We start from the raw sequence: 14,628 nt of genomic DNA, 5'->3' as shown, positions 1-14,628 counted from the left end.
CGTCCCTTACCGGTGATCATCGGGCCGGTTCGAGGCGTGTTCACCCACGTGATCGGTGGGATCGGGACATGCGCTGCAGGGGAGGCTGTTGCCGAATCGATCAGGCCTGCACCGCGGGCTGTTGGTCCGGACGCGGTCCGCGGCGATCGGTCTGATCGGCACCTGGGTGCGGGTGCTGCGACGGTGGCGTACTTGTCGGAGTGATCAGGGCCGGGTGATCGGTCCGAGAAGTGCGTGGGTGCTGTCGCGGCGACGTCAGGTGCTTCTCGCAGCGATCAACATCCGCATGGGACGGCCGGGGCGGTTCGTCGCCGGCGCCCCCGCCACCGGCCGCGCGGCGGAGACCACCGGGAGGCGACGAACGGCTCAGAGGCGTGCGAGCTCGTCGGTGAGGTCGTCCAGGCCCAGGCTGCCCAGGGACAGGGCCGCGGCGTGCCAGGACTTCAGGTCGAAGTCCGCGCCGCGGGCCGCGCGCGCCGCGTCCCGCCCGGCGAGCCACGCGCGCTCCCCGAGCTTGTAGCTGATCGCCTGACCGGGCCAGCCGAGGTAGCGCACGATCTCGCTGTCGAGGAACGCCGGCGGCCGCCCGGAGTGCGCGCCGAAGAACTCGCGGGCGACCTCCGGCGTCCAGCGCTGCCCGGCGTGCAGCGGCGAGTCGGCCGGCACGCGCAGCTCCAGGTGCATGCCGATGTCGATGACCACGCGGATCGCGCGCATCTGCTGCGCGTCGAGGTAGCCGATGCGGGCGCCGGGCAGCGTCAGGTAGCCCAGCTCGTCCATCAGTCGCTCGGCGTACAGCGCCCAGCCCTCGATGTTGCCGGAGATCGCGCCCAGCGAGGTCTGGTAGGTGGAGAGCCGGTCGGCGAGGTGCGTCCACTGGGCCAGCTGCAGGTGGTGGCCCGGCACGCCCTCGTGGTACCAGGTGCTGATCAGGTTCCACAGCGGGAAGCGGGTCTCGCCCATCGTGGGCAGCCAGGTGCGGCCGGGACGCGCGAAGTCGAGCGACGGGCGCGTGTAGTAGGGCGCGGCGGCGCTGCCCGCCGGCGCGATCATCGCCTCGACGGCGCGCACCGGCGGCGCGATGTCGAAGTGCGCGCCGTCCAGCTCGACCATCGCCGTGTCCATCATCTGCTGCAGCCAGGCGCGCACCTCCTCGACGCCCTCGACGGCGTCGCCGTTGGCGTCGAGGTGACGCATGGCGCTCACCGGGTCGGCGCCGGGCAGCACGGTGTCGGCCTCGCGGCGCATCTCGGCGTCGAGGCGGCGGAACTCCTCCCAGCCCCACGCGTACGCCTCGGCCAGGTCGAGGTCGGCGCCGGTGCTCATCCGCGCACCGATGCGGTACCGCTGCTCCCCGACCGCGTCCGGGGTGCCCTCGGCGGCGGGCAGGTAGGTGCCGGCCAGGTGCTCGCGCAGGGCGGTGACGGCCTCGGCGGCGGCGGTGGCGGCGGTCGCGAGCTCGGACCGGACGGCGGGTGCGGTGCCGTCCGGCGCCTTCGCCGCGAACGTGTGGAACCACGAGCCGCCCTCACCGGAGAGCCACTGGTCGAGCTGCCCCACCACCGTGGAGACCTGCCGCGGTGCCGCGAACAGCCCGCGCGCCGCCCCCTCGGTGAGCGTGGCGACCCAGCCGCGGTAGGCCTCGGGGACCCGCGCCATCCGGCGGGCGACGACCGCCCAGTCGTCGGGTGTGGTCGTCGGCATCAGCTCGAACAGCCGGCGCACCTGGTCGTGCGGGCCGAAGATGTTGCGGACGGTGCGCAGCTCCTCGCCCGAGTCGCTCATCGCCAGCTCGGCCTCGAGGCGTTCCCGCAGCAGGCGGGCGCAGCGCCGGTCGTCCTCGTCGGTCACTGCGGCGGTGGGAAGGGCGGCCAGGGTCTCGCGCGCCAGGGCGTCCAGGGCCTGCTGGCCGTCGGGGGAGAGGTCGGGAACGCGGTCGTCGCCGGGGTGGGTGCCCAGCCCCGTCGCCACGCGGGTGTCCAGGTCGGCGAGGCGGCGGACGTGGTCGTCGGCGAGCGCGCGCACGCCGGTGGGCCGGCTCGGGTCGGTGGAAGTGGTCACGCCACGATCATGCCTGCCCGCGGCGCGACCGCGAGGGCGTCGTTACCCTGGGGTCGTGACCGCGACCCGTCCCAGCTCCGCACCGCGCGGTCTGGCCGCGCAGCTGAGCAGGTTCGTGGCGATCGGCGCGTTCTCGGCGCTCGTCGACCTGAGCGTCTACCTGTCGCTGTTCACCCTCGGTCTCTGGGTGCACGGCGCCAAGGCCGTCGGCTTCATCGTCGGCACCACCACCGCGTACCTGCTGAACCGCCGGTTCACGTTCTCGACCAACGGCGGCTCGGCCCGCTTCGCCGGCTTCGTGCTCCTCTACGGCACGACCTTCGCGATCAACGTCGGTATGAACGGCTTGATGCTCACCGTGCTGCCGGAGCTGCCGTTCCGCATGACGGTGGCCTTCGTGATCGCCCAGGGCACGGCCACCGTCATCAACTTCGTGATGCTGCGCACGGTGGTCTTCCGCCGCTGACGTCACCTCGGGTGGTCCCCACCGGTGAGCATCCCGACGCTGAACCAACCCCAGTAGACGCGGTGGTGGGCGATCAGCCCGTCGCGGATCTCCATCACCTCGACGATGTCCATCTGGTCGCCCTCCGGTGACTCGCGTGGGTACTCCCAGACGATCCGCGAGCCGCCCGCCAGTAAGCCCGTGCGGTACCGGCGCCGCTCGGCGGGCTGATGGGCGAAGACCCGCTCGACGAAGCGCCTGAGGTCCTCGCGGCCGCGTACTACGCCCTCGCCGGTACCCAGGAGGTAGCGGACCAGCGGACTCTCCAACGTCGCGTCGGCCCGGTAGAGCGCCATCGCGGCGTCGAGGTCCTGCGCGCCGAGCGCGTCGTCCCAGGCGGTGAAGACGTGCTCGATCTGTTCGGCGGTGGTGGTCGTTCCGGTCATGTCGTCGAGCCTTTCGTCGTGTGGTTGACGAGCACGACACTAGGTACGCGACGTTTTGGTCCGGAACTGATCGTGCTCGTGGCAGGGTGGTGGCATGGACGGGGACCCCGTGCCCGATCGTGATCTCGCCCCGGTGGCGTCGTTGATCGGCGATCCGAGCCGGATCGCCATCCTCGCTGCGCTCGCCGAGGGATGTGCCCTGCCGGCCGGTGAGCTCGCCCGCCGCGCCGGGGTGCACCCGGCGACCGCCACCGCTCACCTGCGCCGTCTGGTCGAGGGCGGCCTGGTGGTGGTGCGCACCCAGGGCCGGCACCGCTACCACGAGCTGGCCGGACCGCGGGTGGCCGCTGCGATCGAGGCCATCGCACAGCTGGCCCCTGCGACGCCGGCCCGCTCGCTGCGCGCCGATCGTGCGGCCCGCACCCTCGCCGAGGCGCGGACCTGCTACGACCACCTCGCCGGCCGGCGAGGGGTGGAGTTGCGCGATCGGTTGACGGCGGTCGGTGCCCTGCGGATGGTTGACGACCGCGATCACGAGCTCACACCGGTCGGGCGTCGGCTCGTGGCGGACCTGGGTGTCGGCCCCCGGGACCTGGAGCGGGTGCGGCGGGTCTTCGCTCGGGTCTGCGTGGACTGGACGCAGCGCCGGCCGCATCTGGCCGGAGCGCTGCCCGCGGCACTCACCCATCGGCTCCTCGAGCTGGGGTGGCTCGCGCGCGGGGTGGGACGCAGCCTACGGGTGGTACCCGACTACGACCGCCGGCTCGATGCGTGGCTGGGCCGACCGGCCTGATCAGGGGCGCCGGAAGCGCTCCGCGCGGCCCTGGCGCACCAGCCGGATCCATTGCGCGAACTCGCGCGGGCTCCGTTTGGTCACGAGGAAGTACCAGGCGAACCGGGGGATCTCCAGCAGGCCCACCCTGCGCATGCCCGGCTGGGAGACGAGGAAGCCGCGGTTGCGGTAGGTGTAGTAGCGCTTGACCGGGTCGTCGGGGTCGCGGGCGTGCAACCGGCCGCCGAGCATCGGCTTGTCGTCGTCGGAGCCCGCGGGGTGCAGGTAGGCGGCGCGCAACGAGGTGCCGAACGGCAGCCCGGAGCGCACGAGCCGCCGGTGCACCTCCACCTCGTCGCCGCGGACGAACAGCCGCAGATCCGGCACGCCGACGACGTCGAGCGTGGACGCGCGGAACAGGGCGCCGTTCATCAGCGCCGCGATCCCGGGCAGCAGCTCCTCATCGGCCCCGTGCTGGACGTCGGCGGCCAGCTCGGCGCGCGAGCGGTGCCAGGTGAGCCCGCGCCGGACGGGGAACGCGAGCCGGTCCGGGTCGGCCTTGTCGGCGACGGTGGGGGAGACGGCGGCGAGCCCGCGCCGCTCGGCCAGGTCGATCAGCGTGGCGAGCGTGGACTCGTCGGCGGGGTAGCCGTCGTCGTCGCCGATCCAGATCCACTCGGCGCCCATGGCGAGCGCGTGCAGCATGCCGAGAGCGAAGCCACCGGCGCCGCCGAGGTTGGTCCACGACGGGATCCACGTGGCGGGCAGGCCGCAGCCCTCGACCACGGCCTGCGCCGGCTGGTCCGGGCCGTTGTCGACGACGATCAGGTGGGCGATCGGGTGGCCCTGCTTCGTCAGCGCGGCGAGCGACTCGGTGAGCAGCTCGGTGCGGTGCCGGGTGACGACCACCGCGACGACCGATCCGGGCGCGAGTGGAGCTGCGTTCACCGGGCGTCGATCTCGGCCAGCACGTCACGTCCCTTGTAGTGGCGCAGCACGTCGCGCAGCGGACCGTGCTCGCGGATGGTGCCCTGGTCCATCCAGATCGCCGTGTCGCACAGGTCGGCGAGGAACTCGTCGGAGTGCGAGGCGAACACCAGGATGCCGGAGCGCTCCACCAGCTCGTTGAGCCGGTCGCGGGCCTTGGCGAGGAACTCGGCGTCGACGGCGCCGATGCCTTCGTCGAGCAGGAGGATCTCCGGGTCGATGCTGGTGACGACGCCGAGGGCGAGCCGCACCCGCATGCCCGTGGAGTACGTGCGCAGGGGCATCGACAGGTAGTCGCCGAGCTCGGTGAACTCGGCGATGTCGTCGAGGCGCGACTCCATCTGCTTGCGGGTCATGCCCAGGAAAAGCCCGCGGATGATGATGTTCTCCAGCCCGGAGATCTCCGGGTCCATCCCGACCGCGAGGTCGAACACCGGCGCCACCTTGCCGACGACGCTCGCGCGGCCCCGGGTGGGCTCGTAGATGCCCGACATCAGCCGCAGCAGGGTGGACTTGCCCGCACCGTTGTGCCCGACCAGAGCCACGCGTGCGCCCTGGTGCAGGGACACCGTGATGTCGCGGAGCGCCTCGATGATCGGAACCTTCGAGTCGGTGCCGATCCGCCCTCCCGCGCGGCCCAGTACGGCCTTCTTCAACGAGCGCGTCTTCGCGTCGAAGATCGGGAAGTCGACGGCTGCGCCCTCGATGTCGATGCTGACCATGCGTTCCTCAGACCCAGTACGCGACGCGGGAGCGGTAGTTGCGGAGGAAGACCAGCGCGGCGCAGCACCCGACCACGGTGATGGTGCCGACCACGTACCAGTGGCGCCAGACGATCTCCTGGCCCAGCAGCGGCTGGCGGAGGATCGCGACGTAGTGCATCACCGGGTTGAACTCCGCGATGCGGGCCCGTTCGGCGACCGCGGGGTTCTTCAGCAGCGTCTCGTACTGCCAGACGATCGGCGTCATGAAGAACAGCAGCTGCGTCAGGCTCGCGATGATCGGCGGGATGTCCCGGAACCGGGTGGCGATGATCCCGGCGAGCACCGCGATCCACGCGCCGTTGAGCACGAGCACCACGAAGGCGGGGATCGCCAGCAGCAGCGACCAGCCCAGCGGGTGCGGGAAGATGATCATCAGGACGGCCCACACGACCAGGTTGTGCAGGAAGAACAGGGTCTGGCGCCACACCAGCCGGTAGACGTGCAGGCTCAACGGGGCGGGCAGGAACCTGATCAGACCCTCGTTGGCGATGAAGACCTCGCTGCCCTCGCGGATGCAGCCGTCGACGAAGTACCAGATCAGCAGGCCCGTGGCGACGTAGGGCAGGAACGTCTTGATGTCCTCGCCGAACAGGGCGCCGTAGAGGATCCCCATCGCGGTGGCCACCACCGCCATGCTGATGCTGACCCACAGCGGTCCGAGCACCGAGCGGCGGTAGCGCTGCTTGATGTCTTGCCAGCCCAGGTAGCCCCACAGCGGCCGCTGCCGCCAGCCCTGCGCGAGGTCGCCGAACGCGCGTCGCCAGCTCCGGGAGTCGGGCACATCGACCACCACGGGCCCGGCCGAGGTGGAGTCCTCGGCCCGGTCGTCGCCAGTGGTCATCGTCTGGGCCACCCGGCGAGGGTACCGGCGGCGGTCGGGGGCGCGTCCGGCGGTGCGGTCGCGACCGTCTGCAACCGGCGGCTGCTGATCGCGCGCCGGGACACCGCCCGTTCGGGACCTTCCGGACGTCGGCCCGACGAGGCGACGGTGCTCCTCGTACCGGCGGCCACGACACCGCCTCCTGCCACTGCTCGCCCCGTCGGAACTAGAGGTACTGGCCGGTGCCGCGGCCGAGGCCGCCGCCCTCCTGGCCCGGCTGCGGCGCGGCGGCGCCCGGCGGGAGACCGCGGCGCATCTGCTCCAGCTGCTGGCGGGCGGCCATCTGCTGCGCGAACAGGGCGGTCTGGATGCCGTGGAACAGGCCCTCCAGCCAGCCGACGAGCTGCGCCTGCGCGATCCGCAGCTCGGCGTCGGACGGCGTGGAGTCGTCGGTGAAGGGGAGGCTGAGGCGGTGCAGCTCGTCGCGCAGCTCGGGCGCGAGGCCGTCCTCGAGCTCCTTTATCGAGTTCTCGTGGATCTCGCGGAGCCGGTTGCGCGACGCCTCGTCCAGCGGCGCGGCGCGCACCTCCTCGAGCAGCTGCTTGATCATGGTGCCGATCCGCATGACCTTGGCCGGTTGCTCGACCATGGAGTCCACACCCTGCTCCCCGGCGTCCTCGCCGTCCTGCGGCACCCGGGCCATGCCGACCGGCCGCCCGTCGGGGCCGATGACCACGACCTGCTGCTCGCCGTTGTCGCCGCTGTTGTGCTCGGTTGGCTGGCTCACCGCACCACGGTACCGATCCACCAGCCGTGGGTGGATACGAGTGCTGGAGCACCCGTATCCACTCACGGGAGGGTCAGCAGGATCTTCCCGACGACGCCGCCGGCCTCCAGCTGGGCGTGGCCCTGCGCGGCGTCGGGCATGGGAACACTGGCGTGCACGATCGGGCGGACCCGGCCGTCGGCCAGCAGCGGCCACACCTGCTCGCGCACGCCCGCGACCACCGCGCCCTTGCCGTTCGGGCCGTCCACCGGACGCCCGCGCAGGCCCATCGCCGTGACGCTGCCGCGCTTGCGCAGCAGCTTGCCGATGTCGAACTCCGCCTTCGTGCCGCCCTGCATCCCGATGATCAGCAGTCGACCGTCGGTGGCGAGAGCGCTCAGGTTGGCGGCGAAGCCCTTCGCCCCCATGTTGTCGAGGATGACGTCGGCGCCACGCCCGTCGGTGGCCTCCTTGAGCGCCGCGGGCACGTCGTCGTGGTAGTCGATCACGATGTCGGCGCCGAGCTCGCGGCAGCGCTCCAGGCGCTCCGGCGTTCCGGCGGTGGCGGCCACCCGCGCGCCGAGCGCCTTGGCCACCTGGATCGCGTGCGTCCCGATCCCGCTGCTCCCGCCCTGCACGAGGAACGTCTCGCCCGCCGACAGGCGCCCGGCGGCCACGACGTTCGACCAGACCGTGCACGCCACCTCGGGCAGCCCCCCGGCCGTCACGAGGTCGACGCCGGACGGGAGCGGCAGCAGCTGCGCGGCCGGCACCGCGACCTTCTCGGCGTAGCCACCGCCGGCGAGCAGGGCGCACACCTCGTCGCCGACCGTCCATCCCGTGACGCCCTCGCCGAGCGCGGCGACCCGGCCGGAGCACTCCAGCCCGATGATGTCGGAGGCGCCCGGCGGCGGCGGGTAGTTGCCCTGGCGCTGCAGCAGGTCGGCCCGGTTCACCGCGCTCGCCGCGACGTCGAGCACCACCTCGCCGGGCCCCGCCACCGGGTCGGGGACCTCGGTCCACTCGAGTGCTTCCGGGCCGCCCGGCTTCCGCACAGTGATCGCACGCATGTCCGTGACGCTATTCGGTCGAGGGCGGTCGCGCCGCTCCGGCAAGGTGGCGCCATGAACAGCCCGGAGCCGAACCACCCTGAGCCCTGGCCCCTGCGTCACCTCGTGCTGCGCACCCCGCGCCTGGAGCTTCGCCCCGACGACGACGCGGGGCTGCTCGAGCTCGTGGAGGAAGCCCACCACGGGGTGCACCCGCCGGAGGAGATGCCCTTCTCCGCGCCGTGGACCGACGCCGACCCGCGCGACCTGGGCCGGGGTGCACTGCAGTTCTTCTGGGGACAGCGGGCCCAGCTCGCCCCCGAGCGCTGGCCGATCAACTTCCTCGTCCGCCTCGACGGGCGGGTCATCGGTACGCAGGGCCTGACCGGCCGCGACTTCTCGATCCTGCGCGAGGTCGAGACGGGCTCCTGGATCGGCCTGCGCCACCAGGGCCGCGGCATCGGCACGGAGATGCGCGCCGCCGTCCTCGCCTTCGCGTTCGACCACCTCGGTGCCGTGCGCGCCCGCTCCGGGGCGTTCACCGACAACGTGGCCTCGCGCCGGGTCTCGGCGAAGCTGGGCTACCGGGCCGACGGGTCCCTGTGGGAGACGCGGCGCGAGCAGCGCGCCGAGCAGGTGCGCCTGCTGCTCACTCCCGACGAGTTCGTCCGCCCGTCGTGGACGCTGCAGGTCGAGGGCCTGGACGCCTGCCGCCCCCTGCTCGGCCTCGACGCCTGAGCGGCTATCCGAGGTCCACGCCGCGTGCGAACGTGTCGCATTGCGCGGGGTCCCCCGTCTCGTACCCGGTGGTGAACCAGCGTTCGCGCTGATCGGAGCTGCCGTGGCTGAACTGGCTCTCGTCGACCTGGCCGCCTCCGAGCTCGCTCTGGATGTAGTCGTCGCCGATGCGGGCCGCCGTGTCCAGGGCGGCCGCGATGTCGTCCTGCGTGATGCCGGTGATCAGCGGCTCCCCGGACTCGGTCGGCGTCGATTCCGCGTGCGCAGCCCAGACCCCCGCGTAGCAGTCGGCCTGCAGCTCGAGGCGCACCGAGCCCGACGTCGGACCGGTCTCGCCGGGCCGGACCCGGGAGTTCGTACCGAGCAACGCCTGGATGTGGTGCCCGAACTCGTGCGCCATCACGTACGCCCGGGCGAACGGACCGCCCTGCGCACCGAAGCGGCTCTCCAGCTCCTGGTAGAAGCTGAGGTCGATGTAGATCTCGTTGTCGCCCGGGCAGTAGAACGGCCCGACGGCCGAGGAGGCGCTGCCGCAGCCCGTGCGCACGGAGCCGCTGAAGAAGTTGGTGCGCGGCGGCTGGTAGGTGACCCCGGAGCGGGCGAGCGCGTCGCTCCAGTAGCCGTCGAGCGAGTTGACGACGGCGACGACCTCGCAGTCCAGCTCGGAGTTGGCGTCGGCTCCGGAGCGGCAGCTCTGCGCCGCCTGGGAGGTGTCGGTGGTCTCGCCCTCGGCCAGCCCTCCGAGGCCGCCCGGCAGCGCGTACCCCCCGCCGCCACCGCCGGTGCCACCCAGCTGCGTCAGCAGGAAGTAGAGGATCAGGCCGACGACACCGAGCCCACCACCGCCTGCTGCCACGCGCCCGCCGAGGCCCCCGCCCCCGCGACCACCTCCGCCGCCGCGCAGGTCGTCGATCTGCGACGTGTCCAGCTGGGCGTTCTCGTCGAACCGCATGCCGCCTCCCGCGCTCGTGCAGATCCCACCACACCTGGGTGCCCGTCCGCCGTCATCGGGCGTTCACGCTCGCCTGTCAGGGTGACGCCCATGTCGCCGCACGCCATGCCGCTGCCCCGCGTGCTCCCTGCGCTCCTCGCGCTGGTCGCCCCCGTCGTGCTTGCCGGGCCCGCGGCCGCCGCTCCGCCCGAGCAGGTCCGGGTCGCGACGTTCAACGCGTCGCTCAACCGGGCCGCCGAGGGCGAGCTCGTGGCGGACCTGTCCACGCCGGACGACCCGCAGGCCCGCGAGGTGGCCGAGGTGGTGCAGCGGGTGCGGCCGGACGTGCTGCTGGTCAACGAGTTCGACCACGACCCCGCGGCCGTGGACCTCTTCCGCGACAACTACCTCGAGCGCGGCCAGAACGGCGCCGAGCCCATCGAGTACCCGCACGCGTTCACCGCACCGGTCAACACGGGCGTGCCGAGCGGGTTCGACCTGGACAACGACGGCACCGTCGGCGGCGGCAACGATGCGCTCGGGTTCGGGGAGTTCCCCGGCCAGTACGGGATGCTCGTGCTCTCCCGCTTCCCGATCGATACCGCGGCGGCCCGGACGTTCCAGCACTTCCTGTGGAAGGACCTGCCCGGCGCCCGGTTGCCCGAGGGCTTCTACTCCCCGGAGGAGCTGGCGGCGCTGCCGCTGTCGTCGAAGTCGCACTGGGACGTGCCCGTGCGCATCGGCGAGCGCACCCTGCACGTGCTGGCGGCCCACCCGACCCCGCCGACGTTCGACGGCCCGGAGGACCGCAACGGGCTGCGCAACGCCGACGAGATCGCGTTCTGGCGCCACTACGTGCAGCCCGGTCGCGACGCCGACGCGCTCTACGACGACGCCGGCGGCCGCGGCGGCCTCGGCGGCGGCGAACGGTTCGTGATCCTGGGCGACCACAACTCCGACCCGTTCGACGGCGACTCGGTCCCCGGCGCCGCGCAGCAACTGCTCACCGCGCACCGCGTGCAGGACCCCGCGCCCGGTTCCGACGGTGCGGCCGAAGCGGCGAACGCCGGCCACGAGGGCGACCCGCGCCTGGACACCGCCGATTTCGCCGAGCCCGAGCCGGGCAACCTGCGCGTCGACTACGTGCTGCCCTCCCGCCCGTTGGACGTCCTGAGCAGCGGCGTGTTCTGGCCGGTGGCCGCCGACCCGCTGGCGCGGCTGAACGACGTCTCCGACCACCACGCGACGTGGGTGGACCTTCGCGTGCGCTGACCCGCCGCCCGCTACCCTGACCGGCGGAAGCGTGGCAGAGCGGCCGAATGCACTCGCCTTGAAAGCGAGAGACCCGCAAGGGTTCGGGGGTTCGAATCCCTCCGCTTCCGCGGTCCTGACAGATGCGGTTGCAGCTCTGGACGCGCTCAGACGGCTCTGAGGTTCGATCTGCCGGAGACACAGGGCTCCGGCTCGGCCTCGTCCCGTTCGCGCAGGACAGTGCCCGGATCGCCGCCGAGATCGTCTACCCGGTCCCGTGATCTCGCCCTCACCGTTGCCTCGGGCCGCCATCGATGCGCTAGAGATGGCTCCTGTCCCTCGGCGAGGAGGTCTCGTGTTCCAGGTCACCGTGCTCTACAACCACCCCGAGGATCCCGCCCGGTTCGACGGACACTACGACGGGGTCCACGCGCCGCTCGCCGCCACGATCCCCGGCCTGCAGCGCTACACGGTGACGAGGCCCGGACCGGGCCCGGACGGCACGTTGCCCCAGTACTACCTGGTGGCGGTGATGGAGTACGAGTCCGAGGCGGCCTACGGCGCGGGCATGGCGGGACCGGAGGGCCGGGCGACCCGGGCCGACCTGGCCAACTTCGCGATGGCAGGCGTCACGCTGCTGGCGGGGCCGGCCGGCGCCGTCGTCTGACCGGCCACCCGCCCGACGTACGCCGCGAGGCGCTCGCCGGTGAGCGTCGAGCCGGTGGCGACGCTTCCGCCGCTCCTGGACAGTAGGACGGCCAATGTGGAGGGGCCCGAACAGCGAGGAATCCCCCATCCCGGAGGGGGCCGGGGGCCGCTGAGCGAGCCTCTGACGGTGCTCTAGGACTCGGGCGGCTGGCTGAACAGCCCCCGAGGGGCTCGTTGGTAGCTCAGCCGGTACGGCCTGTTCACGGCCTCCTTCACGAACCACCAGGCGTCCGACTCCGTGTCGGCCCAGCCGTGAGAAGTCTTCTCGTCGTCCATCACGATGGCCCAGCGGTACCGGCCGCTCCGCTCGTGAAAGCGCACCGAAGCACGCCCCTGCGCGCGAGCAATCTCCAGCCGCGCCTCTGCCTCATCCGGCGCTTCACCCATCGTGCACCCGCCTCCCGGCATCGCCGTCCACCAGAACGTCATTTGGCCAAACTAGCCTAACGGGCTCATCTGCGGTATCCGTCCCAACAGGACCAATAGGCGTGACCAGGGCATCTGGCTCGACATAGCGTCGACCCGTGGGGAGCGCAGAGCGTCTGGTCAGCACGGGCGAGGCAGCCCGCGCGCTGGGCGTGTCCGCAAGCTCGCTGGCGAGGTGGGCCAAAGAGGGGCGGGTAACCCCCGCCTTGGTGACCCCGGGCGGCGACAAGCGCCCGGGTCAGTACAGGTGGCTGGTGAGCGACCTGCGCGAGCAGCTTCTACGAGCCCGGCCCGAGTAGCCGGACGTACGTTCCTCGAGGGAGGCCGCTTCCCCCCCCGGCCGTCACGGCGGAAGGGGAAGCCATGTCGTACAAGCCTGGAGCGGCACAACCGCTACGCCGCCACCGCGGTTGGACCGGCCGGTGTGGATGGACCTGGAGGCGTTCTGCGGTCCGCCCGGCGAGCACACCGCAGGGGCTGACGACCCGCCGGCCGCCGGCCTACTGGTCGCTACCGGCCGGCTACGCGACGTCGGGCCGTGTCATCAGCGGCGAGGTCACGTGCAGTTCCAGGCTGGGGCCGGTCAGGGGCACGGTGCTCCACGTCGCCACGGCTGTCTGCGCCTCGGCGTCGACCACCAGCCGGACCCGGTGCGGGGTGGTGATGACGTAGAGCTCGGCGACGAATGTGCCGCCCTGCCAGGCGCCTGCCGCGACGATGGGGCGCCCGAGTGGCGAGCTCTCCCGCCAGTGGCCGTGGCCAGTCTCGATGTCGAGATCCGACCCGAGTCGCAGGAGCCAGCCACCATCGACGGGATCGACGGCCACCCTGGTCCCGTCGGGCAGTGGCGAATCCTCGGCGGAGGCGTCGAGCCTCGCGGTGACGAGGAGGCCCGGCTCGGCCGAGCCCGGCACGGGCGCGAGCGACAGCCGGCGCAGCCGCTCGGCGAGGAGCTCGTCGTCCGTGGAGCCGTCACCACCCGCCACGTCCACACCGGGCAGTAGGCATTCCCGGATGGCGTCGTGCACGACCTGTGCCGGCGAATCCTCGTTCGGGTGGCCGCTGGTCACGGCGACCACGAGGTCGTGCGACGGGACGACCACGCATTGCTGGCCGTAGGACCCGTTTCCGTGGTAGCCGTTCCGCGACATCCAGAACTGGTAGCCGTAGCCGCACAGGAAGTCGGGGTTCCCGGCTTCGTCCGCGGGAGGCAGCGTGTCGACGTGCCGCCTGGTGGCGAGCTCCACCCATTCGCGCGGGACGAGCTGCCGCTCGCCCCAGCGGCCTCCGCGCAGCAGCAGCTCGCCGAACGCGGCGACGGCCTCGGTGGTGAGGTGCAGCCCGTGGAATCCGAAGGCGGCGCCGCTGGCCACCCGGTCCCACTCGGCGTGGCCGACACCCATGGGCGTGAAGAGGCGCTCGTCGAGGAACTCCGGCAGGCCGTGGCCCGTGACCCGTTCCACCATCCGGGCCAGGATGAAAGTGGTCGAGTTGTCGTAGGTGTGCCGTGTTCCCTCGGCCTCGGTGAACGGTACGCGCAGGAAGCCCTTGACCAGGTCGCCCGGTTCCAGTTGCCAGGCCTCGTCGAGGCTGTCCGTGCCGTGACCGGCCGTCATGGACAGCAGGTGGTGGACGGTGATGCGGCGTCCCTGCGCGGAGACGTCGGCCGGCACGTGGTCGGGCAGCACGTCCACCACCCGGTCGTCCAGCGAGAGCAGTCCGTCGGCGATCGCCAGCCCGACGGCGATCGAGGTGAACGATTTGGTCAGCGAGTAGAGCAGGTGGGGGCGTTCGGCCGAGTACGGCGCCCACCAGCCTTCGGCGAGGACGTGACCGCGGCGAACCACCATGATCGAGTGGCATTCGATGGATTGTGCTTCGAGCCGGTCCAGCAGCGCGGCGACCGCGCGGGACGACACCCCCACGGCGGCCGGTGTCGACCGCGGCAACAGGGCACGCTGAGAAGGCATCCCCGGCATCCCGGAAACGATCACGCGGCCCGGTGGCTCGTCCCTCGTCATACGCGCGATCGTGTCGATCACACTGCCGGGGCGCAACAGGTCTGCAGGCGCATTCGCTCTCGGCTCCTGGGAGCCGTTGCGGGGCCTCCTCCGCCGGGCGGGGCTTCCTCACGGTTCGGCTGCTCTGCCTCGCTTCCGCCGGGCAGCCTGCCACCGTGGGGACGGTCCCCAGGCAGCAGGAACCCCTGGCCAAGGGGCGACCAGGGGGCGGTTGTGACCGCTGTGCTATGTCAGATCGTCGAACTCGCCTGAGCGGGCACCGTGGAGCCAGGCACGCAGCTCTGCACGGGTGAAGGTCAGGACGGGGCCACTCGGGTCCTTGGAGTCCCGGACTCCGACCCGGCCGTCCGGGAGGGCGGCCATCTCGACGCAGTTGCCGTTACCTTGGCTGGCCTTGCTCTTGCGCCACCTCGGACCGGGGTCGGTGATCATGGTGTGCGCCT

At 72.2% G+C, this 14,628-nt stretch carries 17 protein-coding genes and 1 tRNA gene; 7 read left to right on the top strand and 11 right to left on the bottom strand.

Annotation, left to right across the window (positions count from 1 at the left end):
* Nucleotides 1-366 precede the first annotated feature (366 nt).
* The gene (locus CFP66_RS11180; RefSeq protein WP_094922797.1) at nt 367-2,061 is read right to left on the bottom strand and encodes a DUF885 domain-containing protein; all 1,695 of its coding nucleotides are present in this window, start codon (nt 2,059-2,061) and stop codon (nt 367-369) included.
* A 55-nt stretch (nt 2,062-2,116) separates the two neighbouring features.
* On the opposite strand from CFP66_RS11180, the gene CFP66_RS11175 reads away from it, so the two are divergent.
* Nucleotides 2,117-2,527, top strand: coding sequence for a GtrA family protein (locus tag CFP66_RS11175; RefSeq protein ID WP_094922795.1), 411 nt, complete (start codon nt 2,117-2,119; stop codon nt 2,525-2,527).
* A gap of 2 nt (nt 2,528-2,529) precedes the next feature.
* On the opposite strand, the gene CFP66_RS11170 is transcribed toward CFP66_RS11175, so the two are convergent.
* Nucleotides 2,530-2,952: a nuclear transport factor 2 family protein gene (locus CFP66_RS11170; RefSeq protein WP_094922794.1), complete on the bottom strand. Its 423-nt coding sequence runs from the start codon at nt 2,950-2,952 to the stop codon at nt 2,530-2,532.
* Nucleotides 2,953-3,046: 94 nt separating this feature from the next.
* Between CFP66_RS11170 and CFP66_RS11165 the strand changes: the two genes are divergently transcribed.
* Entirely contained in the window at nt 3,047-3,745 is a 699-nt protein-coding gene (locus tag CFP66_RS11165; protein WP_094922792.1) for a helix-turn-helix transcriptional regulator, read from the top strand.
* On the opposite strand, the gene CFP66_RS11160 is transcribed toward CFP66_RS11165, so the two are convergent.
* The 5 genes from CFP66_RS11160 to CFP66_RS11140 form a co-directional block, all read right to left on the bottom strand.
* On the bottom strand, nt 3,746-4,672 hold the full coding sequence (locus CFP66_RS11160; RefSeq protein ID WP_094922791.1) for a glycosyltransferase: 927 nt from the start codon (nt 4,670-4,672) through the stop codon (nt 3,746-3,748).
* Complete coding sequence (locus CFP66_RS11155) at nt 4,669-5,433, bottom strand: ABC transporter ATP-binding protein (RefSeq protein WP_094922789.1); 765 nt, start codon at nt 5,431-5,433, stop codon at nt 4,669-4,671. Before CFP66_RS11155 ends, CFP66_RS11160 begins: the two co-directional genes overlap by 4 nt.
* A 7-nt stretch (nt 5,434-5,440) precedes the next feature.
* On the bottom strand, nt 5,441-6,316 hold the full coding sequence (locus CFP66_RS11150; protein WP_094923112.1) for an ABC transporter permease: 876 nt from the start codon (nt 6,314-6,316) through the stop codon (nt 5,441-5,443).
* Between the two features lie 205 nt (nt 6,317-6,521).
* Nucleotides 6,522-7,082: a bacterial proteasome activator family protein gene (locus CFP66_RS11145; protein ID WP_094922787.1), complete on the bottom strand. Its 561-nt coding sequence runs from the start codon at nt 7,080-7,082 to the stop codon at nt 6,522-6,524.
* Nucleotides 7,083-7,144: 62 nt separating this feature from the next.
* On the bottom strand, nt 7,145-8,131 hold the full coding sequence (locus tag CFP66_RS11140; protein ID WP_094922786.1) for an NAD(P)H-quinone oxidoreductase: 987 nt from the start codon (nt 8,129-8,131) through the stop codon (nt 7,145-7,147).
* Nucleotides 8,132-8,185: 54 nt separating this feature from the next.
* On the opposite strand from CFP66_RS11140, the gene CFP66_RS11135 reads away from it, so the two are divergent.
* Nucleotides 8,186-8,848, top strand: coding sequence for a GNAT family N-acetyltransferase (locus tag CFP66_RS11135; RefSeq protein ID WP_094922784.1), 663 nt, complete (start codon nt 8,186-8,188; stop codon nt 8,846-8,848).
* Between the two features lie 4 nt (nt 8,849-8,852).
* Here CFP66_RS11135 and CFP66_RS11130 read toward each other — a convergent pair whose 3' ends face one another.
* Nucleotides 8,853-9,800, bottom strand: a complete 948-nt coding sequence (locus CFP66_RS11130) for a neutral zinc metallopeptidase (RefSeq protein WP_094922782.1) — start codon at nt 9,798-9,800, stop codon at nt 8,853-8,855.
* A gap of 90 nt (nt 9,801-9,890) precedes the next feature.
* Here CFP66_RS11130 and CFP66_RS11125 point away from each other — a divergent pair, with 90 nt between their 5' ends.
* From CFP66_RS11125 to CFP66_RS11115, 3 genes are all read left to right on the top strand, one after another.
* The gene (locus CFP66_RS11125; protein WP_233159318.1) at nt 9,891-11,051 is read left to right on the top strand and encodes an endonuclease/exonuclease/phosphatase family protein; all 1,161 of its coding nucleotides are present in this window, start codon (nt 9,891-9,893) and stop codon (nt 11,049-11,051) included.
* Between the two features lie 25 nt (nt 11,052-11,076).
* A tRNA-Ser gene (locus CFP66_RS11120) sits at nt 11,077-11,161 on the top strand.
* Nucleotides 11,162-11,385: 224 nt separating this feature from the next.
* The gene (locus tag CFP66_RS11115) at nt 11,386-11,697 is read left to right on the top strand and encodes an EthD family reductase (protein ID WP_198961376.1); all 312 of its coding nucleotides are present in this window, start codon (nt 11,386-11,388) and stop codon (nt 11,695-11,697) included.
* Between the two features lie 173 nt (nt 11,698-11,870).
* Here CFP66_RS11115 and CFP66_RS11110 read toward each other — a convergent pair whose 3' ends face one another.
* A complete protein-coding gene (locus CFP66_RS11110) occupies nt 11,871-12,167 on the bottom strand; it encodes a hypothetical protein (RefSeq protein ID WP_094922779.1) in 297 nt (98 codons plus the stop codon).
* Between the two features lie 95 nt (nt 12,168-12,262).
* Between CFP66_RS11110 and CFP66_RS11105 the strand changes: the two genes are divergently transcribed.
* Nucleotides 12,263-12,463 (top strand): helix-turn-helix domain-containing protein, encoded by a 201-nt coding sequence (locus tag CFP66_RS11105; protein WP_094922778.1) that lies wholly within the window; start codon nt 12,263-12,265, stop codon nt 12,461-12,463.
* A 222-nt stretch (nt 12,464-12,685) separates the two neighbouring features.
* Here the strand turns inward: CFP66_RS11105 and CFP66_RS11100 are convergent, their stop codons facing one another.
* Both CFP66_RS11100 and CFP66_RS11095 read right to left on the bottom strand, forming a co-directional pair.
* Entirely contained in the window at nt 12,686-14,185 is a 1,500-nt protein-coding gene (locus tag CFP66_RS11100; RefSeq protein ID WP_198961375.1) for a serine hydrolase, read from the bottom strand.
* A gap of 225 nt (nt 14,186-14,410) precedes the next feature.
* On the bottom strand, nt 14,411-14,617 hold the full coding sequence (locus CFP66_RS11095) for a DUF397 domain-containing protein (protein WP_094922776.1): 207 nt from the start codon (nt 14,615-14,617) through the stop codon (nt 14,411-14,413).
* Nucleotides 14,618-14,628: the final 11 nt, after the last annotated feature.

This window comes from Pseudonocardia sp. MH-G8 (assembly GCF_002262885.1).
In the GTDB taxonomy this organism is placed as follows: Bacteria; Actinomycetota; Actinomycetes; order Mycobacteriales; family Pseudonocardiaceae; genus Pseudonocardia.
The sequence above is the reverse complement of the archived record's forward strand: the minus strand, read 5'-3'. Positions and strand labels throughout refer to the sequence as shown.

What these genes read in the sequence shown, in the direction of transcription:
- CFP66_RS11170 (WP_094922794.1), bottom strand. Translation starts at nt 2,952, where the DNA reads ATGACCGGAACGACCACCACCGCCGAACAGATCGAGCACGTCTTCACC.
- CFP66_RS11165 (WP_094922792.1), top strand. Translation starts at nt 3,047, where the DNA reads ATGGACGGGGACCCCGTGCCCGATCGTGATCTCGCCCCGGTGGCGTCG.
- CFP66_RS11155 (WP_094922789.1), bottom strand. Translation starts at nt 5,433, where the DNA reads ATGGTCAGCATCGACATCGAGGGCGCAGCCGTCGACTTCCCGATCTTC.
- CFP66_RS11150 (WP_094923112.1), bottom strand. Translation starts at nt 6,316, where the DNA reads ATGACCACTGGCGACGACCGGGCCGAGGACTCCACCTCGGCCGGGCCC.
- CFP66_RS11140 (WP_094922786.1), bottom strand. Translation starts at nt 8,131, where the DNA reads ATGCGTGCGATCACTGTGCGGAAGCCGGGCGGCCCGGAAGCACTCGAG.
- CFP66_RS11135 (WP_094922784.1), top strand. Translation starts at nt 8,186, where the DNA reads ATGAACAGCCCGGAGCCGAACCACCCTGAGCCCTGGCCCCTGCGTCAC.
- CFP66_RS11130 (WP_094922782.1), bottom strand. Translation starts at nt 9,800, where the DNA reads ATGCGGTTCGACGAGAACGCCCAGCTGGACACGTCGCAGATCGACGAC.
- CFP66_RS11125 (WP_233159318.1), top strand. Translation starts at nt 9,891, where the DNA reads ATGTCGCCGCACGCCATGCCGCTGCCCCGCGTGCTCCCTGCGCTCCTC.
- CFP66_RS11110 (WP_094922779.1), bottom strand. Translation starts at nt 12,167, where the DNA reads ATGACGTTCTGGTGGACGGCGATGCCGGGAGGCGGGTGCACGATGGGT.
- CFP66_RS11100 (WP_198961375.1), bottom strand. Translation starts at nt 14,185, where the DNA reads ATGACGAGGGACGAGCCACCGGGCCGCGTGATCGTTTCCGGGATGCCG.
- CFP66_RS11095 (WP_094922776.1), bottom strand. Translation starts at nt 14,617, where the DNA reads ATGATCACCGACCCCGGTCCGAGGTGGCGCAAGAGCAAGGCCAGCCAA.